The 21259-nt window shown below is 68.2% G+C and carries 22 protein-coding genes; 11 read left to right on the top strand and 11 right to left on the bottom strand.

Translation table 11 applies throughout. The features are described 5' to 3' along the window. Positions 1-177: 177 nt before the first annotated feature. Entirely contained in the window at positions 178-1341 is a 1164-nt protein-coding gene (locus OHA10_RS13015) for a hypothetical protein (protein WP_371406450.1), read from the top strand. Between the two features lie 3 nt (positions 1342-1344). On the opposite strand, the gene OHA10_RS13010 is transcribed toward OHA10_RS13015, so the two are convergent. The 3 genes from OHA10_RS13010 to OHA10_RS13000 all read right to left on the bottom strand — a co-directional run bounded on the left by OHA10_RS13010 (position 1345) and on the right by OHA10_RS13000 (position 4155). Continuing rightward, positions 1345-2997 (bottom strand): hypothetical protein, encoded by a 1653-nt coding sequence (locus OHA10_RS13010; RefSeq protein WP_371406449.1) that lies wholly within the window; start codon positions 2995-2997, stop codon positions 1345-1347. A 381-nt stretch (positions 2998-3378) separates the two neighbouring features. Next, on the bottom strand, positions 3379-3861 hold the full coding sequence (locus OHA10_RS13005; RefSeq protein WP_371406448.1) for an N-acetyltransferase family protein: 483 nt from the start codon (positions 3859-3861) through the stop codon (positions 3379-3381). A gap of 63 nt (positions 3862-3924) precedes the next feature. Next, the gene (locus OHA10_RS13000) at positions 3925-4155 is read right to left on the bottom strand and encodes a hypothetical protein (protein ID WP_371406447.1); all 231 of its coding nucleotides are present in this window, start codon (positions 4153-4155) and stop codon (positions 3925-3927) included. Positions 4156-4324: 169 nt separating this feature from the next. Between OHA10_RS13000 and OHA10_RS12995 the strand changes: the two genes are divergently transcribed. Then, positions 4325-5905, top strand: a complete 1581-nt coding sequence (locus tag OHA10_RS12995) for an alkaline phosphatase (protein ID WP_371406446.1) — start codon at positions 4325-4327, stop codon at positions 5903-5905. On the opposite strand, the gene OHA10_RS12990 is transcribed toward OHA10_RS12995, so the two are convergent. Further along, positions 5906-6652, bottom strand: coding sequence for an SDR family NAD(P)-dependent oxidoreductase (locus OHA10_RS12990; RefSeq protein WP_371406445.1), 747 nt, complete (start codon positions 6650-6652; stop codon positions 5906-5908). It lies immediately after the preceding gene. An 86-nt stretch (positions 6653-6738) separates the two neighbouring features. Here OHA10_RS12990 and OHA10_RS12985 point away from each other — a divergent pair, with 86 nt between their 5' ends. From OHA10_RS12985 to OHA10_RS12960, 6 genes are all read left to right on the top strand, one after another. Then, positions 6739-7584 (top strand): helix-turn-helix transcriptional regulator, encoded by an 846-nt coding sequence (locus OHA10_RS12985; protein ID WP_371406444.1) that lies wholly within the window; start codon positions 6739-6741, stop codon positions 7582-7584. 76 nt (positions 7585-7660) lie between these two features. Beyond that, the gene (locus tag OHA10_RS12980; protein WP_371406443.1) at positions 7661-8539 is read left to right on the top strand and encodes an aldo/keto reductase; all 879 of its coding nucleotides are present in this window, start codon (positions 7661-7663) and stop codon (positions 8537-8539) included. 38 nt (positions 8540-8577) lie between these two features. After that, entirely contained in the window at positions 8578-8907 is a 330-nt protein-coding gene (locus OHA10_RS12975) for a tetratricopeptide repeat protein (RefSeq protein WP_371406442.1), read from the top strand. A gap of 174 nt (positions 8908-9081) precedes the next feature. Next, the gene (locus OHA10_RS12970; RefSeq protein ID WP_371406441.1) at positions 9082-10182 is read left to right on the top strand and encodes an LLM class flavin-dependent oxidoreductase; all 1101 of its coding nucleotides are present in this window, start codon (positions 9082-9084) and stop codon (positions 10180-10182) included. Further along, positions 10179-10781, top strand: coding sequence for an FMN reductase (locus OHA10_RS12965; RefSeq protein ID WP_371406440.1), 603 nt, complete (start codon positions 10179-10181; stop codon positions 10779-10781). The genes OHA10_RS12970 and OHA10_RS12965 overlap by 4 nt, the downstream gene beginning before the upstream one ends. Positions 10782-10802: 21 nt before the next feature. Then, positions 10803-11282 carry a hypothetical protein gene (locus tag OHA10_RS12960; protein ID WP_371406439.1) on the top strand — a complete coding sequence of 160 codons (480 nt, stop codon included), beginning with the start codon at positions 10803-10805 and terminating at the stop codon, positions 11280-11282. Here OHA10_RS12960 and OHA10_RS12955 read toward each other — a convergent pair. After that, on the bottom strand, positions 11187-11960 hold the full coding sequence (locus OHA10_RS12955; protein WP_371406438.1) for a TetR/AcrR family transcriptional regulator: 774 nt from the start codon (positions 11958-11960) through the stop codon (positions 11187-11189). The genes OHA10_RS12960 and OHA10_RS12955 overlap by 96 nt on opposite strands. Before the next feature lie 95 nt (positions 11961-12055). On the opposite strand from OHA10_RS12955, the gene OHA10_RS12950 reads away from it, so the two are divergent. Together OHA10_RS12950 and OHA10_RS12945 are read left to right on the top strand one after the other, a co-directional pair. Continuing rightward, complete coding sequence (locus OHA10_RS12950; RefSeq protein WP_371406437.1) at positions 12056-12997, top strand: ATP-binding cassette domain-containing protein; 942 nt, start codon at positions 12056-12058, stop codon at positions 12995-12997. Continuing rightward, entirely contained in the window at positions 12994-13788 is a 795-nt protein-coding gene (locus OHA10_RS12945; protein ID WP_371406436.1) for an ABC transporter permease, read from the top strand. Before OHA10_RS12950 ends, OHA10_RS12945 begins: the two co-directional genes overlap by 4 nt. Before the next feature lie 58 nt (positions 13789-13846). Here OHA10_RS12945 and OHA10_RS12940 read toward each other — a convergent pair whose 3' ends face one another. Further along, positions 13847-14614 carry an SDR family NAD(P)-dependent oxidoreductase gene (locus OHA10_RS12940; protein WP_371406435.1) on the bottom strand — a complete coding sequence of 256 codons (768 nt, stop codon included), beginning with the start codon at positions 14612-14614 and terminating at the stop codon, positions 13847-13849. A gap of 82 nt (positions 14615-14696) precedes the next feature. On the opposite strand from OHA10_RS12940, the gene OHA10_RS12935 reads away from it, so the two are divergent. Then, positions 14697-15236, top strand: a complete 540-nt coding sequence (locus OHA10_RS12935) for a GNAT family N-acetyltransferase (protein WP_371406434.1) — start codon at positions 14697-14699, stop codon at positions 15234-15236. 106 nt (positions 15237-15342) lie between these two features. Here OHA10_RS12935 and OHA10_RS12930 read toward each other — a convergent pair whose 3' ends face one another. The 5 genes from OHA10_RS12930 to OHA10_RS12910 are packed head-to-tail and all read right to left on the bottom strand — an operon-like array spanning position 15343 to position 21242. Then, positions 15343-16158, bottom strand: coding sequence for a bifunctional allantoicase/(S)-ureidoglycine aminohydrolase (locus OHA10_RS12930; RefSeq protein WP_371406433.1), 816 nt, complete (start codon positions 16156-16158; stop codon positions 15343-15345). After that, positions 16155-17495 (bottom strand): allantoinase AllB, encoded by a 1341-nt coding sequence (allB, locus tag OHA10_RS12925; protein WP_371406432.1) that lies wholly within the window; start codon positions 17493-17495, stop codon positions 16155-16157. The genes OHA10_RS12930 and allB overlap by 4 nt, the downstream gene beginning before the upstream one ends. Continuing rightward, complete coding sequence (locus OHA10_RS12920; protein ID WP_371406431.1) at positions 17492-18583, bottom strand: glycerate kinase; 1092 nt, start codon at positions 18581-18583, stop codon at positions 17492-17494. Before OHA10_RS12920 ends, allB begins: the two co-directional genes overlap by 4 nt. Then, positions 18583-20358, bottom strand: coding sequence for a glyoxylate carboligase (gene gcl / locus OHA10_RS12915; protein ID WP_371406430.1), 1776 nt, complete (start codon positions 20356-20358; stop codon positions 18583-18585). Before gcl ends, OHA10_RS12920 begins: the two co-directional genes overlap by 1 nt. Beyond that, positions 20358-21242 (bottom strand): 2-hydroxy-3-oxopropionate reductase, encoded by an 885-nt coding sequence (locus OHA10_RS12910; RefSeq protein ID WP_371406429.1) that lies wholly within the window; start codon positions 21240-21242, stop codon positions 20358-20360. The genes gcl and OHA10_RS12910 overlap by 1 nt, the downstream gene beginning before the upstream one ends. Between the last annotated feature and the right edge of the window lie 17 nt (positions 21243-21259).

The following is a 21259-nucleotide window of genomic DNA, read 5'->3' as shown; positions in this document are numbered from 1 at the left end:
TACGCGCGACTCCTTCGTCGCCGTGCTTCGCGCCGCTCCCACCCACCCGGCGCTTGGCGCGCCAACTTGGCGCTATCGCGCGCGACCGCCCCGTCGTGATGCCAGCTCGTGGTGGGTTGAGGTGGATGTAGTGGATGTGCGCGACTGCCTCGGGTTCACCCAACCCCGACGGATTGCATGAAGCTGCAGATCGGACGGGTTGAAGGGGACCGTGTGCCTGTGGTTCAAATAGGGCCCACGATCTGGGGGGAACGACTGATGCACCGCACGTTGATGACCGGGCGGGTCCGGCTGACCTATGGGCAGATCACTGTGGACAGCACCGGCGAGTTCGCCGACCTCGGTGAATGCTTCGCCGGTCAACGCAACGGTCTCTGCGGCGCCGCCGTTGCGGGCAAGCTGCTCCTGATGACCGGCCTGCACACCGGCACCGTCGGCTTCACCGCCGAGCTGCACGACCACGAGCCACCTGTCGACGACACCTGGGAAGACATCGTCGAAGCGTCGTACCGTCCATTGGCGCGCCCAACGTTATCCGGCCTGGACTCGAGCGACTTCTGGAAGCTCGAACTGGAGCTGGTCGACTACCGGGGCCGGTACTCCGGCTTGGGCTTGGACGCCGGGCGCCAGGCCGCAGGCCCGATGGATGACGAGCCGGTCGTGGATCGGTATCTGCTGCAGTTCTGGCCGGCTCGGCCTGCGCCTGATCGGGTGGTGAAGGAGAGTAGTAAGCAGGCGGCGTACTGGCACAAGTTCGCCCGCGAACAGCCGACGCCTGCCGAGCTAGCCGTGAGAAAACAGGAGAAGGCCCGACAGGACGAAGCACGACGCCTGGCCGAGCGCGTGGCGGCCTGGGGTGGTGCGCTGCCGAGCGAACAGCTAGTGCGTGCCCCGAACGGCCAGGAGCTGGCGTTGTTGGACCGGGCATTGGTAGATGCGCTCGAGCGGACCGACTCGCAGACATTGCGATTGATCGCCAGGTGGGCAGCACGACGCGCCTGCGAGGAGGCTGAGTACGTCGGGAACGAACGGGTCGCCGCCATCTTGGATCGAATGGACCGCGGCGCCGACTGGCTCGAAACCCTGAACGGACCGCCTCGAGCGGTCGCTCCAGGGGCACAGGCGAGCGCCACCGTCCACCAGTTCGTAACACAGGCCTACGGATGGTTCGCCGATCGCGACCCCTTCGACAATACCGTGACAGTGGTCACCGCGACGTTCAACGTAGAGGCGTTCTCAGCAGCAGTCGAGACGATCTGGCTGGCAACCGAGCCGTTCGATGACAAGGCACGGTTACTAGCCGAGTTGCGCGAGCGGTTCCTCACGACCACAGATTCGTAGAGATCAGGTCCTGCGAAGGTTGTAGAAGGCAATGACGATGACGGCCACGAGTGCGGCAGCCGCTCCGCGCTGGGCGAGCTCCTGTACGGGGATGCCTCTGGCCAGGCCAAGGATGACAACTACGACGCAGATCATGGCGCCCCAGGAGGCCGGCTTCTTGAGCAGGTACGTTGCCTGGTGGCGCCACGTCACCGGGCTGCGCGGGATGTCCTCGGGGTCGCGGGGCGGCATCGGGACCTTCAAGCCCGAGGAGACAGCGGCGTCGACAGCCGCGACGGCCTGCTGGCCGTTCCGCCAGCATGCGGGCTCGATCTGCAACTGGTAGCCGTCGCGACGGATGAGCTGCCGACCGCCGTCCGGAAACGCGACCAGGATAGCCAGTTCGTCGTACTGCGCCGAGGTTCGAGCGGCTCCCACCTCGAGATGCGCGCTGCTGCGGCCAACGGTCAGCTCCCCCTTCACGACCGGCCAGCCGGCGGGTTTGAAGCGTTGGCCGGTCGGCGTCGACTTGGAGCCGGGCGGCCGAAGGAGCCAGTTCAGCCTGGAGTCGGTCGTCGCGTCGGGATCGACTGACAGCAGTACGTCGTCCCACAGCGCGTCCGCGGCCTGGCGGACATCGCCGACCGTGATCGCCTCAGCCTCGGCAATCAGTTGGTCGCGGTCCAGAATCGGACGCCCCAGCAGCACCTCACGTGCCGCGAGGTGGGGCATCCAGTGCTCGACCGGCTCGGTCTTGACGCGCCGGATCTCGTGGTCCAGGTCGTCGCGCAGCTCGGCCGGGTCCGGACCGCGTTGCCGCAAGCGGCGAAGTACGTCCAAAGCTTGCGAGACCACCGTCGGTCGCGCCTCGGGCAGGATGTCGATCCCGGCGGTGAGCATCGCGTTCTCCGCGTCCACCATTTCGTACGACTGCCATCCGCTGTAACCGACTCCAGCCCCGTGCCGGAACCCGTCTTCCAACCCACGCCGCAAAGCCCGACCAAGCGCGAGACCGATGGTCGATCGCGGAAGCACACCTGACAACGCCACGGATCCCGGAGGGCCGGCGAAGCCGAGGGGCAGCTGCTGATCGCACGGTACGGCGAAGCTGACGGGCAACCGCGGACCGTCGGGCAGCGGAAGCCGGAGACCCGCAGGCGGTGGACCGGTCAACGCGAGTACGGCGTTCCCGCGCGCGAACGCCTCCGCCGCCAGCGCTCGCAGACGACCCGGGTCGGCGGTCTGCAATCCGTACTCGTCGTATGCGACGAGCCCTGGTCCCTGGGCGCCGTACCGCCACAGCATGTGCTGCTCGACCGAGCCCGGATGTCGCCTGGCACTCTCGGCCCGTAGGACCCGCCGCTCGTGCTCCAGCTCGCCGAACTCCGGAGCGCTCAGCCAGCCGCAGACGTCCCGCAGGAAGGAGACAATGTCGTCGGGTTCGCCTTCGGCGTCGAAGGTCGTGTGCAACATGGTGACGCGCCCGTTGATCGGTGCGCGGATCGTGTCGCGGCCGTGCAGCGCGAGGTGCTCGAGCAGGTGCCTCCAGCCGTGCGTGGGCAGAGTCGCGTCGGCCAAGCCACCCCGGAACCACAGGCCGGCCCGCATCCGGCCCTCGCCTGGTACCCAGTAGACGGGAACCCCGTCCACCTCGGTGACCTGCAACTCACCAGCCATCGACGTGCATCCTCACTGATACAGAACAACGCTGGGTCATCCTGCCGGATCAGATGCCTTACCCGCTCCCCGTTTGCTGCTTTTGACATTGAGACGCTCGGGCGCGCGACAGTCCTCTCGACAGGTACGCATCCGCCCGACCACAGGAGCCTTGCCGCGGTCGCCTCGCCAGGCACGAACCGGCCGCACCACGGGGCGGTCGCACGCGCGGTAGCGCGCACGGGTGCGGGCGGTAGCCCGCAGGTCCGGCGGCAGCCGGAAGGTCCCGGCGGTAGCCGGAAGGGATGCTCCGGGCGATAAGCCCGGGGGTGGGTGGGTGCGGCGCGTAGCACGGCGAGGGACGAGCCGCGCGTAGCACCGCGATGGGTTGGCCCTCAGTTCCTATGAGCCGAGTTTGGTGAGGGCTTCGTCGGTCAGGCGGTAGACGGTCCAGTCGTCTTGGGGGGTGGCGCCGAGGGACTTGTAGAAGTCGATGGCGGGGGTGTTCCAGTTGAGGACGGACCATTCGAGGCGTTCGTAGTTGTTCTGGACGCATTCTCGGGCCAGGGCTGTGAGGAGGGCCTTGCCCAGGCCGGTGCCTCGGGTTTCGGGGCGGACGAAGAGGTCTTCGAGGTAGATGCCGTGGACGCCGCGCCAGGTGGAGAAGTTGAGGAACCAGATCGCGCAGCCGGCGATCTCGCCCTCGTGTTCGGCGACATGGCAGAAGACCGCTGGGTTGGAGCCGAAGAGGGCGGTCTCCAGTTGGTCGGCGGTCAGGTGGCACTCGTCGGGGGCGCGTTCGTAGTCCGCCAGCGCGTACACCAGCTCCACGAGCGCGGGGAGGTCCTCTCGCCGGGCAGGGCGGATCCGTTCGTCGGTCTGCATACCGCCTATCCTGCACCGACGCCCGCCACCAACCGCCACGACCGCGTCGGCGCTCCGGTGAGGTCAGACCGGGTCTCCGCCGGTCACCTTCGACATCGTGCGGCGGATGTACTCCGCGGTGTCGATCCGGCCCGCCTCGCGGTCGGCCAGGTCGGCGACGTCGTCGCGTTGCGGCTCCCAGCCTTCCAGCTGGTTGTTCGCCAGCGCGTCGCTGACCCGCTGCTTCTGGTCATCGTCGAGCGATTCGAACAACTCCGGCCAGCGCTGGGCGTAGCGGCACGGTTCGTAGGCCATCAGTCAGCTCCCCGAGTAGCTAGCAATCGGGCCAGCGTAGCGAAGTCCGGATTCGTACCATCACTTCCCGTTAACTTACCGATCAGGTCAGTTAACCCCACCGCCACCTACCGCCGAAACACTGGCACAGCCATTCCCCCACCTGACCCGCCCTTCATCTGGAGGAACCATGTCCGTGTCACGCCGTCGCTTCCTGGGGTACGGCGGTGCAGGCGCCGCCGCCGTACTGCTCGGCACCGGGGCCTGGGACGCCTCGACCACTTACGCCGGCCCGTCCGGCACCGGCAACCCGTTCACGCTCGGGGTCGGCTCGGGCGATCCGCAGTACGACGGTGTCGTGCTCTGGACCCGCCTCGCCACCGACCCGTACGCCGTCGACGGGAAGGGCGGGATGCCCGCGCGCCCGGTCCGGGTCGAGTACGAGATCGCGTACGACGAGAACTTCCGTCACGTCGTACGCCGATCCAGCGTCGTCGCCACACCCGAGCTCGGCCACTCCGTGCATCCCGAGGTCCGCGGCCTGCTGCCCGACCACGTGTACTACTACCGCTTCCGCACCGGCCGCGAGGTCTCGCTGACCGGCCGGACCCGGACCGCGCCGCACCCGCTGACGAACCCGCGCGAACTGCGGTTCGCGTTCGCGTCCTGCAACGCCTGGCAGGACGGGTACTTCACCGCGTACGACCACATGGCGAACGAGGATCTCGACCTGGTCGTCCATCTCGGCGACTACATCTACGAGTCCGGCGTGAAGACCAACAAACGCGGCATCACCACAGACCCGCGGTTCCACACCGAGACGTTCGACCTCGCCCGGTACCGCCTGCAGTACAGCCTCTACAAGACCGAGGCACCGCTGCAGGCCGCGCACGCCGCGCACCCGTGGATCCACACGTTCGACGACCACGAGGTCGAGAACAACTGGGCCGGCGACCTCTCGCAGGCCGACACCGAGCCGGACCAGGACCCGGCCGTGTTCCGGGCCCGTCGCGCCGACGCCTTCCAGGCCATGTACGAGAACATGCCGCTGCGGCACGCACAGATGCCGGCCGGCCCGGACATCCGCTACCACCGGCGCCTTCCGTACGGCCGGCTCGCGGACTTCACCATCCTCGACACCCGCCAGCACCGCACCGACCAGCCGTGCGGCGACGGCGACTCGTCCACCTGTGACGACCGGTTCAACCCGGACAACACGATGCTCGGCGGCAAGCAGCGCGCCTGGCTGCTCGACGGGTTCCGGCAGTCGAAGGCCGGGTGGCAGGTGATCGGCAACCAGACCCCGATGGGCCAGACCGACTGGACGCCGGGTCCGGAGACCCACGTCTGGCTGGACCCGTGGGACGGTTATGTTGCCGAGCGCAACAAGGTGCTCGGCGCCGCGCAGGACAGCGGCGTCCGCAACCTGGTCGTCATCACCGGCGACCGGCACCAGAACTACGCCCTCGAACTCAAGCGCGACTACGCGAACCCGGCCTCGGCCACGGTCGGCACCGAGTTCGTCGGTACGTCGATCACCAGCGGCGGCAACGGCGCCGACATGACCGATCAGGGCCAGCAGTTCCTCGAGGCGAACCCGCACCTGAAGTTCTTCAACTCCCAGCGCGGGTACGTCCGGGTCACGGTCGACCAGAAGCAGTGGAAGTCCGACTTCCGCGTCGTCCCGTACGTCGAGACGCCGGACGCCCCGATCACCACGCGGGCGACGTACGTCGTCGAAGACCGCCGTCCCCACGTGCACTCAGCCTGATTACACGCCCAGGCCGCCGTCCACCCGCAGCACGGCACCGGTCACGTACGACGCCCGGTCGCTGAGCAGCCAGGCGACGGCCTGGGCCACTTCACCAGGGTCAGCACCCCGGCCGAGCGGCGTCCGCGCGTTCAGCGCGTCGATGACGCCGGGCGTCGCGCGGTCCCAGTCCTGCAGCATCTCGGTGAGCGTCGTCCCGGGCGCGATCGCGTTGACCCGGATGTTCTCGGGCCCGTAGGTGATCGCAGCTGACTCGGTCAGGCTGTTCACCGCCCGCTTCATCGCGCCGTACGCCGGGAGCGCCGGGTTGCCGGCGAAGCTGCCGACACTCGACGTGTTGACGATGCTGCCATGCCCGGCAGTGGCCCGGATCGCGCCGACCTCGGCCACGATCGCGGACCACACTCCTCGCAGATTCACGCCGTACACCTGGTCGAACGCCTCCTGGCTGAGCCCGTCCATCGGACCTGGCGGCTGGCCGATCGCGCCGTTGTTGAAGGCGGCGTCCAGCCGCCCGTACTCCGTCACCGTCCGATCGACCGCCGCCCGGACCGAGTCGGGATCGGCCAGATCGCAGACCGTGTACGCGGCGTCGAGCTCCTTCGCGAGGGTCTCCAACTGCGACTCGGTGCGGGCCGCGAGCATCACCTGAGCGCCTTCGGCGACGAACAAGCGGGCGGCCGCGGCGCCGATCCCGCGACCGGCCCCGGCGATGAAGATGACTTTGTTCTCGAGCAGTTTGTCCATGCCACCGAGCCTGTGCGCGTCCGATGCGCGCAACCAGGCACCGGTAGTACCTGGCTAAGCCGGCATGGCGAGGCAGACTGGAAGACGTGGACAAGGCAGAACTGGCAGCATTCCTGCGCAGCCGGCGCGAGCGGGTCACGCCGGCAGAGGTCGGTCTGTCCGCCGGACGACGACGCCGTACGCCGGGACTGCGCCGCGAGGAAGTCGCCCAACTGGCCTACATCTCCACCGAGTACTACACGCGTCTCGAACAGGCGCGTGCACCGCATCCGTCCAGCGAGGTGCTCGCCGGACTGTCCCGCGCACTCCGGATGAACGATGCCGAGCGCAACTATCTCCATCACCTGGCCGGCGTGCCGCCGATCCGCCCGGTCGGGCCGCCGCGCGAGGTACGGCAGAGCATCCTCGATCTCCTCGACCGATTGCCGAACGCGGCCGCGATCGTCCTGTCGGCGGCGTACGAGGTGATCGCGTGGAACCACCTGGCAACGGCGCTGATGGAGGACTTCTCGGTCCGCTCCCGAGACGAGCGGAACCTGATCCGCCGGGCGTTCCTGACCGGCGACGTCGGCCACGTGTACTCCGTCGCGGATTCCGAGCGATTCGCCCGCAGCTCGGTGAACCACCTGCGATCGACCGTCGCGCGCTACCCGGACGATCCCGAACTCCGGGAGCTGGTGTCGGACCTGCTGGCCGGGAGCCCGGAGTTCACCGATCTCTGGGAGGCCCGCGAGCTCGCCGCCGAACCGACCCTGTGCAAGTCCTTCCAGCACCCGCTCGTCGGCCTCGTCACGGTGAACTGCGACGCCCTCTCGATCCCGGACCGCGACCAGCAGGTGATCATCTACACCGCGACGCCCGGCTCCCCGTCGGAAGAGGCACTCCGCCTACTGTCCGTGGTCGGCACCCAGCGTCTCGACCTGCCGGGCTGATTAAGCAGCTGCAGTACTCACTGTGTGCGGATATTCCTGTTGGAATTGTCGCTACCCGCGCGGGAGGTTTGTAGGTATGGCAGCTGACACGAACAAGACCCGCCGGATCGGCGACGTAGAAGTATCCGCGATCGGGCTCGGCGGGATGCCGATGTCGATCGAGGGGCGGCCCGACGAGGCTCGGTCGATCGCGACCATCCACGCGGCGCTGGACGCCGGGATCACGCTGATCGACACCGCCGACGCGTACCACCTGACCGCGACCGACGACGGCCACAACGAGAGCCTGATCGCGAAGGCGCTGGCGTCGTACGGCGGTGACACCTCCGACGTCCTGGTCGCGACGAAGGGCGGCCACCTGCGTCCCGGCGACGGCAGCTGGACGCTCGACGGCTCCCCGAAGCACATCGCGGAAGCCGCCGAGGCGTCGTTGAAGCGGCTCGGCGTCGAGGCGATCGGGCTGTACCAGTTCCACCGGCCCGACCCGAAGACGCCGTACGAGGACTCGATCGGCGCGATCCGCGACCTCCTCGACGCCGGCAAGATCCGGATGGCCGGCATCTCGAACGCGAACCCGGACCAGATCAAGCAGGCCAACGAGATCCTCGGCGGCCGGCTCGTCTCGGTCCAGAACCAGTTCTCGCCGAAGTTCCGCTCGAGCGAGCCGGAGCTGGAGCTGTGCGACGAGCTGGGCATCGCCTTCCTCCCGTGGTCCCCGCTCGGCGGCATCTCGAACGCGAGCGAGCTCGGCGCGAAGTACCCGGCCTTCCAGAACCTCGCGGCCGAGCTCGGCGTCAGCCCACAGAAGCTGACCCTCGCCTGGATGCTGGCCAAGTCGCCGGTCGTCATCCCGATCCCCGGCTCCAGCCGCCCGGAGACCATCCGCGACTCGTACTCCGCGGTGGACGTGCAGCTGACGCCGGAGCAGGTCGCAGTACTCGACGCCTCGGAATAACGAGCTGCGGGTACGGCGTTCTGCGGCGCGTGGAGGATATGCGTGCACTGAGCTACGGACTGGGACAGCAGTACTTCGAGGAGCGGAACTACCGGGGCGCGATCCGCGCATTGAAGCCGGTCGTCGACGAGACGCCGGACGATGTCGGGACGCGACTGCTGCTGGCGCGGGCGTACTACCACGCGGCGCTGCTCAAGCCGGCCGAGGAGCATCTGCTCGAGGTGATCCAGCGGGAGCCGACGGAGTACTACGCCCACCTGATGCTGGCGCGGACGCTCGAACGACAGTCCCGCCGCGACGAGGCCGGGAAGCATCGCCGCATCGCGGCGGCACTGACCGGTGACGACGAATTGCTGCAACCGCACTAGCGGACGTCCGGCACTGACCAACCCCGGACCAAGTGACGCCGGTCCCACACGCTGAGCGTGCGTGGGACCGGCGTTTTGCTGTTTGATCAGTGCCACAGGTCCGCGGCACGGAATGACTCGCCCGGCATCGGCGTTGTGTAGTTTAATTGTTAACTACCTAGGCCAGGAGGACAGATGCAGTTCGGGGTGTTCAGCGTCGGGGACGTGACCGAGGACCCGACGACGGGGACCACGCTCAGCGAGGGCGAGCGGATCAAGGCGATGGTGGCGATCGCGCTGAAGGCCGAGGAGGTCGGGCTGGACGTGTTCGCGCAGGGTGAGCACCACAACCCGCCGTTCGTGCCGTCGTCGCCGACGACCCAGCTCGGGTTCATCGCGGCGCAGACGTCGAAGATCATCCTGTCCACCTCGACGACCCTGATCACGACCAACGACCCGGTGAAGATCGCCGAGGACTACGCGATGCTGCAGCACCTGGCCGACGGCCGGGTCGACCTGATGATGGGTCGCGGCAACACCGGTCCGGTGTACCCGTGGTTCGGTCAGGACATCCGCAACGGCATCGCACTCGCGGTCGAGAACTACGCGCTGCTCCGCCGGCTCTGGCGCGAGGACGTCGTCGACTGGGAAGGCAAGTTCCGTACGCCGCTGCAGGGTTTCACGTCGACACCGCGGCCGCTGGACGGCGTACCGCCGTTCGTCTGGCACGGGTCGATCCGGTCGCCCGAGATCGCCGAGCAGGCGGCTTACTACGGTGACGGGTTCTTCCACAACAACATCTTCTGGCCGATCTCGCACACCAAGCAGATGATCGACCTGTACCGCCGGCGCTTCGAGCACTACGGGCACGGCGCGGCCGACCAGGCGATCGTCGGACTGGGCGGTCAGGTCTTCATGCGGAAGAACTCGCAGGACGCGGTGCGTGAGTTCCGGCCGTACTTCGACAACGCTCCGGTCTACGGACACGGGCCGTCGCTGGAGGACTTCAGCCGGGAGACGCCGCTGACTGTCGGCAGCCCGCAGGAGGTTATCGAGCGGACACTGTCGTTCCGGGAGCACTTCGGTGACTACCAGCGGCAGTTGTTCTTGATCGACCACGCAGGGTTGCCGTTGAAGACCGTGCTGGAGCAACTGGACATCCTCGGTGAGGAGGTCGTTCCGGTACTACGCAAGGAGTTCGCGGCGCTGAAGCCGGCGCACGTGCCGGACGCGCCGACGCACGCTTCCCTGAAGGTCGCGGCCGAGCGGGCGCGTGAGCTGGAGACGATCGAATGAACGACAAGCTGATCGCTGTGGTGACAGCCGGGCTGACGACACCTTCGTCGTCCCGGCTGCTCGCCAACCAACTGTCGGCCGCGGTGGCTGACGAGTTGTCCGGTCGCGGGATCACCTCCCGCATCGAGACGATCGAGATCCGTGACCACGCCCACGACCTCACCAACAACCTCCTGACCGGCTTCCCGTCAGCCGAGCTCCGCGCGGTCCTCGAGACGGTCGCGTCGGCCGACGCCCTGATCGTCGTCAGTCCGACGTTCAGCGCGTCGTACTCCGGTCTGTTCAAGACGTTCTTCGACGTACTCGACGACAAGGCACTGGCCGGCAAGCCCGTCCTCCTGGCCGCCACGGGTGGCACCGAGCGCCACTCGCTCGTCCTCGACTTCGCCCTCAGGCCGTTGTTCGCCTACCTGAAGGCGCTCCCGGTCCCGACCGGCGTCTACGCCGCCTCCACCGACTGGGGCCCCAACGCCGCCACCCTCCGCCCCCGCATCACCCAGGCCGCAAGCGAACTCGTCGCCGCCCTCCACCACGAGACGCCGACGACAACCGACCCCTTCGACAACCCAACCCCCTTCGAAGACCTACTCAACAGCTGACCCTCGCGGCATCATCGCCTCGTGTGGAACTGGATGCAGCGGCGGCGTTGGGCGTTAGGCCTGCTCGCCTGGTCGGCGCTTGCCTTCACCATCGCCTACCTGAATCACGACGAGAACCAGCGTCTCGACGGAGCTCCGACGGTACCTGCGGTGATCACTGACATCGACAGGTGGACGAAGGGCGGGCCGGAGCTCGAGCTGGAGATCCAGCTGCCCGATGGGCGGACCGTCACCGGGCGGACGAACAACTTCAACGACGTGCACCCGAACGGTGCGCGGATTGCCGTGCAGTATGCGATCGACGAAGGCGACGTCTACGTGCGGGAAGCCGGGACTGGACCGGATCACGCAGGCGTCTGGGGCTGGCTGGCGGCCGGATCGGGAGCGACCCTCGCCGGAGCTTTCCTACTGGTCCGTCGTGCGCGAGTCGATCAGTTGGGTCAGGCCGTCGAGGATGGTGGTCAGGCCGAAGGTGAGGGCGTGGGCGGGGTCCATGGCTGACTGGAAGTGTTCGCCTACCGCGGTGCCTACTCGGCCGGCGACCGGGAAGTGGGTGCCGGACATGACTGTGGTGAGCGTCGGGGAGATCTGACGCCACCACTCCTCGTCGGTGAGGCCGGAGTCGCGTTGGGTGCGGAGTTGCTCGGCGCCGGCGCGGGCGGTGCCCTGGACGTGGGTGAGCACGAGGGTCAGCGCCGAGTCCATCTCGACATCGGTCAGGCCGAGGCCGTCGAGCGGGCGTAGCTCGGCCTCGTACTTGCGGGTGATGTTCGGGCCCAGCGCCGTACGCATCGTCGGGACCTCGTGGATCCACGGGTGCGCGGTCAGCACGTCCCAGTTGCGGTGGGCGATGAATTCGAGGGCGCCGCGCCAGCCGCCGGGTTGCTTGGACGGCTCGTCGTCGTCGGCGTACAGGTCGCCGTACACGCGGTCGAACATCAGGTCGGTCAGCTCGCCCTTGCCCGGGACGTGGGTGTAGAGCGACATCGTGCCGACCTTCAGCCGGTCGGCGACCATCCGCATGGAGAGCGCCTCGAGGCCTTCGGCGTCGGCGAGCTCGATCGCGGCGTCGACGATCGCGCGCACGGTCAGCCCGGAGCGGCCGGGTTTGGCGTGACTCCCCCAGAGCAGCGCCAGACTGCGCGCCGGATCGGGCGCAGCCGCCTTCCTTCCCGCCACCCGGAACCTTCTTCCACAGCTCGTCGTTGAACGCATCGTACCTGAGCCGTACAATGTACGGTACACTCTACGGCTCAACGACCCGAGAGGTGGGAATGACTACGGAGCGAGTGATCGAGGCCGTCGGCGTACGGAAGAACTACAAGGGCGGCACGGACGGTGCGGGGCTGAACGGCTTCGACCTGGAGGTCACGGCCGGTACGGTGACGGGCCTGCTCGGCCCGAACGGCGCCGGCAAGACGACGGCGGTGCGGATCCTGTCCACACTGCTGGAGATGGATTCCGGTACGGCGACGATCGCGGGGTACGACGTACGCCGGCAAGGAGCGGAGGTACGACGGCGGATCGGGCTCGTCGGGCAGTACGCCGCTGTGGACGAGGTACTCACCGGCAGGCAGAACCTGGTGATGTTCGGCCGGCTGAATCATCTGAGGGATGCGAAGAGCCGGGCCGACGAGCTGCTCGAGCGGTTCAGCCTGACGGAGGCGGCCGGGCTGGCGGTGAGCAAGTACTCCGGCGGGATGCGGCGGCGGCTGGATCTCGCGGCGAGTCTGATCGTGGCGCCGCGGGTGCTGTTCGTGGACGAGCCGACGACCGGGCTGGATCCGGCCGGGCGGATCGAGGTGTGGTCCGCCGTACGGCAGCTGGTCGACGGCGGTACGACGGTGTTGCTGACGACGCAGTACCTCGAGGAGGCGGATCAGCTGGCGAACCGGATCTCGATGCTGAAGACGGGGAAGGTCGTTGCCGAGGGCACCCCTGATGAGTTGAAGACGCAGCTCGGGTCGGACCGGCTGGAGATCGTGCTCGCGGATCCGGCCGACGTACGACGGGTCGTGGAGCTGGCGGGCCCGGTGACGGACGGGGAGATCCGGGTGGACGACGTACGGGTGAGTGTGCCGGTGAAGGATCGGACGAAGGCATTGGTGGTGATGGCGAACTCGTTGCATGAGGCAAGGATCGAACCGGAGGACATCACGTTGCGGCGGCCGACGCTGGACGAGGTCTTCCTGCACCTGACCGGAGCCGCCGCATGAATGGGCTCGGGTGGGCGCTCGCGGACAGCTGGACGATCGCGCGGCGGACGTTGCTGCACTGGCGGATGCAGCCGGGGTTGATCATCTTCACCTGGTTCTTCCCGGTGCTGATGCTGCTGATGTTCGGCGGGCTGCTGGGCGGGGCGATGGAGTCGCCGGAAGGTTCGTCGTACTACGAGTTGCTGGTGCCCGGGATCTTCGCGCTGGCGATGCTGTTCGGACTCGAGGGCACGATGACGGCGGTCACCACCGATGTGTCCAAGGGGGTGACGGACCGGTTCCGCTCGCTGCCGATGAGTTCGACCGCGGTTGTGCTCGGGCGGTGCATCGCGGACATGCTCGACTCGGCCGTGACGCTGGTCGTGCTGGTCGCGACCGGGCTGGTCCTCGGGTGGCGCTGGCACGAGGGGTTGCCGTCCGCGCTGGCCGCGTTCGGGTTGCTGTTGCTGCTGAGGTTCGCGCTGCTGTGGGTCGGGATCTTCATCGGCCTGACCGTGAAGAACGCGCAGAGCGTGACGATGGTCCAGGTCCTGGTCTGGCCGATCGGCTTCCTCTCCAGCACCTTCGTCGCCACGTCGACGATGCCGGCCTGGCTGGGCACGATCGCCCAGTGGAACCCCCTCTCCTCCACCGCCACCGCCGCCCGCAACCTCTTCGGCAACCCCGACCCCTCATCCACCGCCACCTGGATAGGCACCCACGCCGAACTGGCCGCCGTCATCGCCCCTCTGCTACTGACCGCGATCTTCCTCCCCCTCTCCGCCCACCGCTTCCGCACCCTCTCGCGGTAGACGTCACCAGTTGCCTACGCGAGGCTGCCGCCTCGCGTAGGCAACTGCGACTGGATGTCTAGGGAGTCAACTGGCCGCCGTTGATTTCGATGATTTGGCCGGTTACGTAGGAGGACATGCGGTCGGAGGCGAGGAAGAGGATCGTGCCGACGCATTCGTGGGGTGTGCCGGTGCGGCCCATGGGGATGGTGGCGAGCATGGCCTGCATCTGGGCGTCGGCGGTGTGGCGTTCGTGGAACGGCGTCTTGATCACGCCCGGGGCGATCGCGTTCACCCGGATGCCCTCGGGAGCGAGCTCCTTGGCCAGGCCGCGGGTGAAGGTGCTGACGGCGCCCTTACTGGTCGCGTAGACAACCGACCCGCCCGCTCCGCCGGTCCGCCCGGCGATCGAGGTGACGTTGATGATCGAGCCGCCGCCCTGCGCCCGGAACACCGGCACGATCCGCCGGCTCAGCGCGAACACCGAGGTCAGGTTCACGTCCAGGATCCGGTGGAACTCCTCGTCCGGTACGTCGGCGATCGGCGACCGGTGGACCAGGTCGCCGGCGTTGTTCACGAGTACGTCGATCCGCCCGTGCTGCGCGAGCACCTCGTCGATGAACGCGTCCGCCGACTTCGGATCGGCCAGGTCCGCCTGGTGCAACGACGCCGTACCGCCGGCCGTCTGCACTGCCCCCACGGTGTGCTTCGCACCCTCCTCGTTCTGGTGGTAGTGCAGCGCGACCGACGCCCCCGTCTCCGCGAACCCCACCGCCGCCGCGGCCCCGATCCCGCTACTGGCCCCGGTCACCACGACAACCTGATCCCTGAAATCCAGATATCCCATAGGCCCTATCCTCTCCTGCTCCGGCGGACGGAACGCGCCGTACGCGCGTCCATCGGTCTAGACCCGGCGGTAGATTCGATGGATGGGATACGCGCTCGGGGAGCTGGGGCTGCGGCGGTGGCGGACCGGTGATGCGTTGCGGCTGGCCGCGGCGCATGCGGATCCTGAGATGGTGAGCCAGGGCGGGATCGTGGACCGGGCGTCCGCGGTCGACTGGATCGGGCGGGTCGCGGACCTGGACAACGGGCACGTGTACGCCGTGGCGGACGCCGATGATCACCCGATCGGCTGCGTCGCCGTGACGAACATCGACCGGCACCGGGTCGGCTGGACCTGGTACTGGACCCTCGCCGACGTCCGCGGCCACGGCGTCGCCCGGGACGCCCTCCGCGCGCTCGCCGGCTGGGCGCACGAGGAGGCCGGGCTGTACCGGCTCGAGCTCGGTCACCAGTTGAACAATCCGGCATCCTGCGCGGTCGCTGCCGGCGCCGGCTTCCTCTCCGAAGGCATCGAACGCCAACGCCTATCCTTCGACGGCACCCGCTACGACGTCGAACGCCACGCCCGCCTCATCACCGACCCCCTCACCCCGCCCCAACGCCTGGTCCGCATCGCCGACTGAAAGCCAGCATCTGGACAGGAGGTGTCGGCTGCCAGCTAGTGCACCTGAGCCGGGGCGTACGGCGTCTCGGCAGTGCACTACCTGTCTGCCTGCAGATCAGGCGACCTCAGAGGGTGAGTTTGGGGTGGCGGTTTACGTCCTTGTAGAGGAGGTAGCGGAAGCGGCCGGGGCCGCCGGCGTAGCAGGCCTGGGGGCAGAAGGCGCGGAGCCACATGAAGTCGCCCTCCTGGACCTCCACCCAATCCTTGTTCAGCAGGTAGATCGCCTTGCCCTCGAGCACATACAGCCCGTGCTCCATCACATGCGTCTCCGGGAACGGGATCACCCCGCCCGGCTCGAAGCTGACGATGTTCACGTGCATGTCGTGCCGTACGTCGTCCGGGTCCACGAACCGCTGCGTCTTCCAGCGCCCCTCGGTGTCCGGCATCTGCCGGCCCTCGACGTCCGCCTCGTTGGTGACCAGCGCCGGCGGTACGTCGATCCCGTCGATCCGCTCGTACGCCTTCCGCACCAGGTGGAACGTCGCCACCGCGTCGCTCGTGTTCCGCACCGTCCAGTCCCCGCCCGGCGGCAGGTACGCGTACCCGCCCTCGGTCAGCGTGTGCTTCTCACCCGCGACCGTCAGCACAACGTTGCCTGAGACAACAAATAGCACGGCCTCGGCGGCCGGGTCGGTCTCCGGCTTGTCGCTCCCGCCACCCGGACCGACCTCGACGATGTACTGCGAGAACGTCTCCGCGAACCCGGACAGCGGACGGGCGATCACCCACAACCGCGTGTCGTCCCAGAACGGCAGCCGGCTGGTGACGATGTCCCGCATCGTGCCGCGCGGCAGGACGGCGTACGCCTCGGTGAAGACCGCGCGATCGGTGGTCAGGTCGGTCTGCGCGGGCAGGCCGCCCTTCGGGGCGTAGTAGCTCATCGTTCTCCTCGGGTCAGCAGGCGGCCGCGCGGGTCGACGGCGATGTCGACCGGGCTGCCGCGGAGCCAGGTACTCCGGACGACGCCGGTGAGCGTGCGTCCGTCGTACGGCGTGATGGCGTTCTTGTGCTGGAGTCGGGTCGCGTCGACGGTGAAGGTCTCGTCCGGGGCGAGGACGCAGAAGTCGGCGTCGTACCCGATCTCGAGGCCGCCCTTGGTCGTCAGACCGGTCTGCTTGGCGGGCGCTGCGGCCATCCAGCGGACGACGTCGGCGAGCGTGAAGCCGCGGCGACGGGCCTCGGTCCAGACAGCGGACAGACCGAGCTGGAGCGATGCGATCCCGCCCCAGGCGGTGCCGAAGTCGCCGGTGTCGAGGTGCTTCAGGCCGATCGTCGACGGCGAATGGTCGGAGACGACCAGGTCGATCGTGCCGTCGCGCAGGCCGTCCCAGAGGAGCTCGCGGTTGGCGGCCTCGCGGATCGGCGGGCAGCACTTGTACTGCGTGGCGCCGTCGGGGATGTCCTCGGCAGTGAAGCTCAGGTAGTGCGGGCAGGTCTCCGCGGTGATCCGGACGCCGTCGTTGCGGGCCTTCACGAGCAGTGGGAGGACCTCGGCGCTGGAGACGTGCAGGATGTGGACGCGGCAGCCGGTCTCGCGGGCCAGGTCGATGACCTCGGCAACGGCATCGTTCTCGGCGGTGCGCGGGCGGGAGTTGAGGAAGGCTTCGTAGTTGGCGCCGTTCGGCGGGGTGGCTTCGTCGATCCGGTGCGCGTCTTCGGCGTGGACGATGAGCAGTCCGTCGAAGCTGCTGATCTCGCGCATCGCGGCCTCGAGTTGCGCGCGGTCGAGCGGCGGGAATTCGTCGACGCCCGAGTGCAGCAGGAAGCATTTGTAGCCGAAGACGCCCGCGTCGTGGAGTGGGCGCAGGTCGGGCACGTTGCCCGGGATCGCGCCGCCCCAGAAGCCGACGTCGACGTACGCCTGGGTTTCCGCGGTCTTGCGTTTGAGCGCGAGCGCCGGCACGTCGCAGGTCGGCGGGATGCTGTTGAGCGGCATGTCGATGATCGTGGTGACGCCGCCGCGAGCCGCTGCCTTGGTCGCGGACGTGAAGCCTTCCCAGTCGGTCCGGCCGGGATCGTTCACGTGCACGTGGGAGTCGACGAGGCCGGGGAGCAGTACTTCGTCGTCGGCGAGGCGTACGTCGGTGGTCGCCTGGAGGTCGGCGTCGTACGGCGCGATCGCGACGATGCGACCGTCCCGTACGCCGAGCGCACCCGCCTGCTCGCCGCCGGAGCGCACCAGGCGACGAGCCCGAATCACAAGATCAAGAGCGTTCATGCGATCCCTCTCTCCCTTCTCGTCATCGTAAGGTGCTCGACCGCGATCCGTTCGCCAAGCTGTTCGAGCAGCGGTTCGGGCTCGGCGATGCAGCGGTGGACGTCGGGCTCGAGCTCGGTGAGTGCGTACGCCGCTCGCACGCCGGCCTCCTGCAGTTCATCAGCCTCCAGCCGGTTCACACCACAAACCGCGACAACTGGAACGGCATCGGCTCGCCGGGCCGCAGCAGCCACTCCCGCAACGGCCTTGCCGTGCAGCGTCTGTTCGTCGAGCGCACCTTCGCCGGTGATCACGAGGTCGGCACCGACAACCTGCTCCTCGAACCCGACCATCTCCAGCACCAGCTCAATCCCCGGCCGGAGCTCAGCCCCCAGCAACGCAAGCGCCGCAAACCCAACCCCACCCGCAGCACCCGCGCCAGACGCGTCCCGCACATCCCGCCCAGTCACCCGAGCCACCAGATCAGCCCACTCACCCAACCTGGCATCCAACTCGGCGACCTGCTCCACCGTCGCCCCCTTCTGCGGCCCATAAACAGCAGCAGCACCCCGAGGCCCGGTCAGCGGGTTGTCGACGTCACAAGCAACAACAACCTGAACACCACGAAGCCGCCGCCGAAGCGCTTCCACGTCGAGCCGCGCGCCAATGAGGACCTCGATGAGGCCGCGGCCGCCGTCGGTGGAGGCGCTGCCGCCGATGCCGAGGATGATGCGGGTGCAGCCCGCGGCGATGGCTGCGGCTATCAGTTCGCCGGTGCCGTATGAGGTGGCCGTCATCGGGGACAGGTGGCCGTGGGGGAGGCGGACGAGGCCGGAGACGTCTGCCAGTTCGACGACTGCTGTGTCCCCCAGGCGGGCGTAGCCGGACTTCACGGGTTGGCCGGTGGGGCCTGTGGCTACGACGGGGACGTGGGTGAAGCCGGCGCCGACGGCGGCGGTGAGGGTGCCGTCGCCGCCGTCGGCTACTGGGACCGCGACGACGGTGGCGTCGGGGTGGACTCGTCGTACCCCGGCGCCGACCGCGGTCGCCACCTCCGCGCTGGTCAGGCTTCCTTTGAACTTGTCGGAGGCAACTACTACCCGGACCATCAGTCCAGCAGAGCCAAAGCCGTCGGTGCGTCCTCCGGCGAGATGGCCAGGTCCTCGAACTCGATCACGTTGTCGATCTCGACACCCATCGACACGTTCGTGACGCGCTCCAGGATGACCTCGACAACGATCGGGACCTGGTGCTCGACCATCAGCTTCTTCGCCTGCTCCAGCGCCGGCAGGATGCCCTCCGGCTCGAAGACCCGAAGTGCCTTGCAGCCAAGGCCTTCCACGACCTTCACATGGTCGACGCCGTACCCGTTGAGCTCGGGGCTGTTGATGTTCTCGAAGGACAGCTGCACGCAGTAGTCCATGTCGAAGTTCCGCTGCGCCTGCCGGATCAGCCCGAGGTACGAGTTGTTCACCACCACGTGGATGTACGGGATGTTGAACTGCGCCCCGACCGCCAGCTCCTCGATCAGGAACTGGAAGTCGTAGTCACCCGACAACGCCACCACCGTGCTCTCCGGATCCGCAACAGCGACCCCGAGCGTCGCCGGCACGGTCCAGCCGAGCGGCCCGGCCTGGCCCGCGTTGATCCAGTGCCTCGGCCGGTACACGTGCAGCATCTGCGCGGCCTGGATCTGCGACAGCCCGATCGTGCTGACGTACCGCACATCCGGCCCGAAGGCCCGGTTCATCTCCTCGTACACCCGCTGCGGTTTGATCGGCGTGTTCTCGAAATGCGTCTTCCGCTGCAACGCCGTACGCCGATTGCGGCACTCCGCGGCCCACGCAGTACGGTCAGCCAGCCTGCCGTCAGCGGCCCACTCGCGCGCCACCTCGACGAACACCTGCAGCGCCGCACGCGCGTCCGACACCACCGAGTAGTCCGGCGCGAACACCCGCCCGATCTGCGTCGGCTCGATGTCCACGTGGATGAACTTCCGCTCACCGCGGTACACGTCCAGGCCGCCGGTGTGCCGGTTCGCCCACCGGTTGCCGATGCCGAGGACCAGGTCGGACGCCAGCATCGTCGCGTTCCCATAGCGATGCGACGTCTGCAGCCCGACCATCCCCGCGCTCAACGGGTGGTCGTCCGCGATCGAACCCCACCCCATCAACGTCGGTACGACGGGAATGCCCGTCAGCTCCGCAAACTCGACCAGCAGCTCGCTGGCATCCGCGTTGATCACGCCGCCACCCGCCACGATCAACGGCTGAGCGGCTGACCCGAGCATCTGCAGCACGCGCTCTGCCTGCGCCCGCGTCGCAGCAGGGCGAGAGACCGGAAGCGGCTCGTACGTGTCGATGTCGAAGTCGATCTGCGCGAGCTGCACGTCCAGCGGCAGGTCGATCAGCACGGGACCCGGCCGGCCTTCGCGCATCACCTGGAACGCCTTCTGGAACGTACCCGGCACCTGCGCCGCCTCCATCACCGTGACCGCCCACTTCGCGACCGGCTTGGCGATCGACGAGATGTCGACGGCCTGGAAGTCCTCCTTGTGCAGCTTCGCGACCGGCGCCTGGCCGGTGATGCACAGGATCGAGATCGAGTCCGCGGCCGCGGAGTACAGGCCGGTGATCATGTCGGTGCCGGCCGGACCCGACGTACCGATGCAGACGCCGATGTTGCCGGCGCGGGCTCGGGTATAGCCCTCGGCCATATGTGAGGCGGCCTCGACGTGGCGGGCGAGGACGTGCTTGATCCCGCCGTGGTCGCGCATCGCGGCGTAGAACGGGTTGATCGCCGCGCCGGGCAACCCGAACGCCTGCGTCGAACCCTCCTTCTCCAGGATCAGTACTGCGGCGTCGACCGCACGCATCCGTGCCATCAGCCGATCTCCTTCCCGGACAGCCGCTCGACGCCGCGCAACAGAGCCGAGTGGTCGAGACCGCCGTCACCGTTCGCCCGCGCCGACGCGACGAGCTGCGCCACCAACGCACCGAGCGGTACGACGACACCCGCCTCGCGCGCGGCCGCGGTGACGATGCCCATGTCCTTGTGGTGCAGGTCGATCCGGAATCCGGGCTGGAAGGAGCGCGACAGCATGTTCTCCTTCTTCTGGTTCAGTACGGCGGAACCGGCGAGGCCGCCGCCCAGGACCTCGAGGGCGGCCTTGGTGTCGACGCCGTACGCCTCCAGGAAGATCACCGCTTCGGAGACGGCCTGGATGTTCGCGGCCACGATCAGCTGGTTGGCGGCCTTGACCGTCTGCCCCGAACCGCTCGGGCCGACGTGGACGACGGTCTTGCCGACCGCGTCGAACAGCGGCCTCGCGACCGCGAAGTCGTCCGCCTCGCCGCCGACCATGATCGACAGCGCGGCGTTCTTCGCGCCGGCCTCGCCACCGGAGACCGGGGCGTCGAGCAGCCGGAAGCCGAGGGCGCGAGCCTGCTCGGCGAGCTGCTGCGTGACGTCGGGGCGGATGCTGGAGAAGTCGATGATCAGCGAGCCGGTCTCGGCCGACTGGAAGACACCGTTCTCCCCTTCGAGCACGTCCTGTACGTCGGGCGAGTCCGGCACCATCACGCAGATCACGTCGGCACCCTTGACGGCTTCCCCGATCGAGGAGGCGGCCCGGCCGCCGGCCGCGATGAGCTCGGCGGCGCGCTCCGGGCTGCGGTCCACGCCGGCCACGTTGTGCCCGGCGTTGGCGAGGTGAACAGCCATCGGGTTGCCCATGATGCCGAGGCCGATGAAGGCGATGTTCGTCATTGCAAGTCTCCTAGGTG

It is taken from the genome of Kribbella sp. NBC_00662 (assembly GCF_041430295.1).
Classification (GTDB): Bacteria; Actinomycetota; Actinomycetes; order Propionibacteriales; family Kribbellaceae; genus Kribbella.
The sequence above is the reverse complement of the archived record's forward strand: the minus strand, read 5'-3'. Positions and strand labels throughout refer to the sequence as shown.

Coding starts and splice junctions, on each gene's coding strand:
- OHA10_RS12910 (WP_371406429.1), bottom strand. CDS start 21,242: ATGACGAACATCGCCTTCATCGGCCTCGGCATCATGGGCAACCCGATG.
- OHA10_RS12920 (WP_371406431.1), bottom strand. CDS start 18,583: ATGGTCCGGGTAGTAGTTGCCTCCGACAAGTTCAAAGGAAGCCTGACC.
- OHA10_RS12990 (WP_371406445.1), bottom strand. CDS start 6,652: ATGGACAAACTGCTCGAGAACAAAGTCATCTTCATCGCCGGGGCCGGT.
- OHA10_RS12980 (WP_371406443.1), top strand. CDS start 7,661: ATGGCAGCTGACACGAACAAGACCCGCCGGATCGGCGACGTAGAAGTA.
- gcl (WP_371406430.1), bottom strand. CDS start 20,358: ATGGCACGGATGCGTGCGGTCGACGCCGCAGTACTGATCCTGGAGAAG.
- OHA10_RS13010 (WP_371406449.1), bottom strand. CDS start 2,997: ATGGCTGGTGAGTTGCAGGTCACCGAGGTGGACGGGGTTCCCGTCTAC.
- OHA10_RS12965 (WP_371406440.1), top strand. CDS start 10,179: ATGAACGACAAGCTGATCGCTGTGGTGACAGCCGGGCTGACGACACCT.
- OHA10_RS12995 (WP_371406446.1), top strand. CDS start 4,325: ATGTCCGTGTCACGCCGTCGCTTCCTGGGGTACGGCGGTGCAGGCGCC.
- OHA10_RS12940 (WP_371406435.1), bottom strand. CDS start 14,614: ATGGGATATCTGGATTTCAGGGATCAGGTTGTCGTGGTGACCGGGGCC.
- allB (WP_371406432.1), bottom strand. CDS start 17,495: ATGAACGCTCTTGATCTTGTGATTCGGGCTCGTCGCCTGGTGCGCTCC.
- OHA10_RS13015 (WP_371406450.1), top strand. CDS start 178: ATGAAGCTGCAGATCGGACGGGTTGAAGGGGACCGTGTGCCTGTGGTT.
- OHA10_RS12935 (WP_371406434.1), top strand. CDS start 14,697: ATGGGATACGCGCTCGGGGAGCTGGGGCTGCGGCGGTGGCGGACCGGT.
- OHA10_RS12930 (WP_371406433.1), bottom strand. CDS start 16,158: ATGAGCTACTACGCCCCGAAGGGCGGCCTGCCCGCGCAGACCGACCTG.
- OHA10_RS12950 (WP_371406437.1), top strand. CDS start 12,056: ATGACTACGGAGCGAGTGATCGAGGCCGTCGGCGTACGGAAGAACTAC.
- OHA10_RS13005 (WP_371406448.1), bottom strand. CDS start 3,861: ATGCAGACCGACGAACGGATCCGCCCTGCCCGGCGAGAGGACCTCCCC.
- OHA10_RS13000 (WP_371406447.1), bottom strand. CDS start 4,155: ATGGCCTACGAACCGTGCCGCTACGCCCAGCGCTGGCCGGAGTTGTTC.
- OHA10_RS12970 (WP_371406441.1), top strand. CDS start 9,082: ATGCAGTTCGGGGTGTTCAGCGTCGGGGACGTGACCGAGGACCCGACG.
- OHA10_RS12945 (WP_371406436.1), top strand. CDS start 12,994: ATGAATGGGCTCGGGTGGGCGCTCGCGGACAGCTGGACGATCGCGCGG.
- OHA10_RS12975 (WP_371406442.1), top strand. CDS start 8,578: ATGCGTGCACTGAGCTACGGACTGGGACAGCAGTACTTCGAGGAGCGG.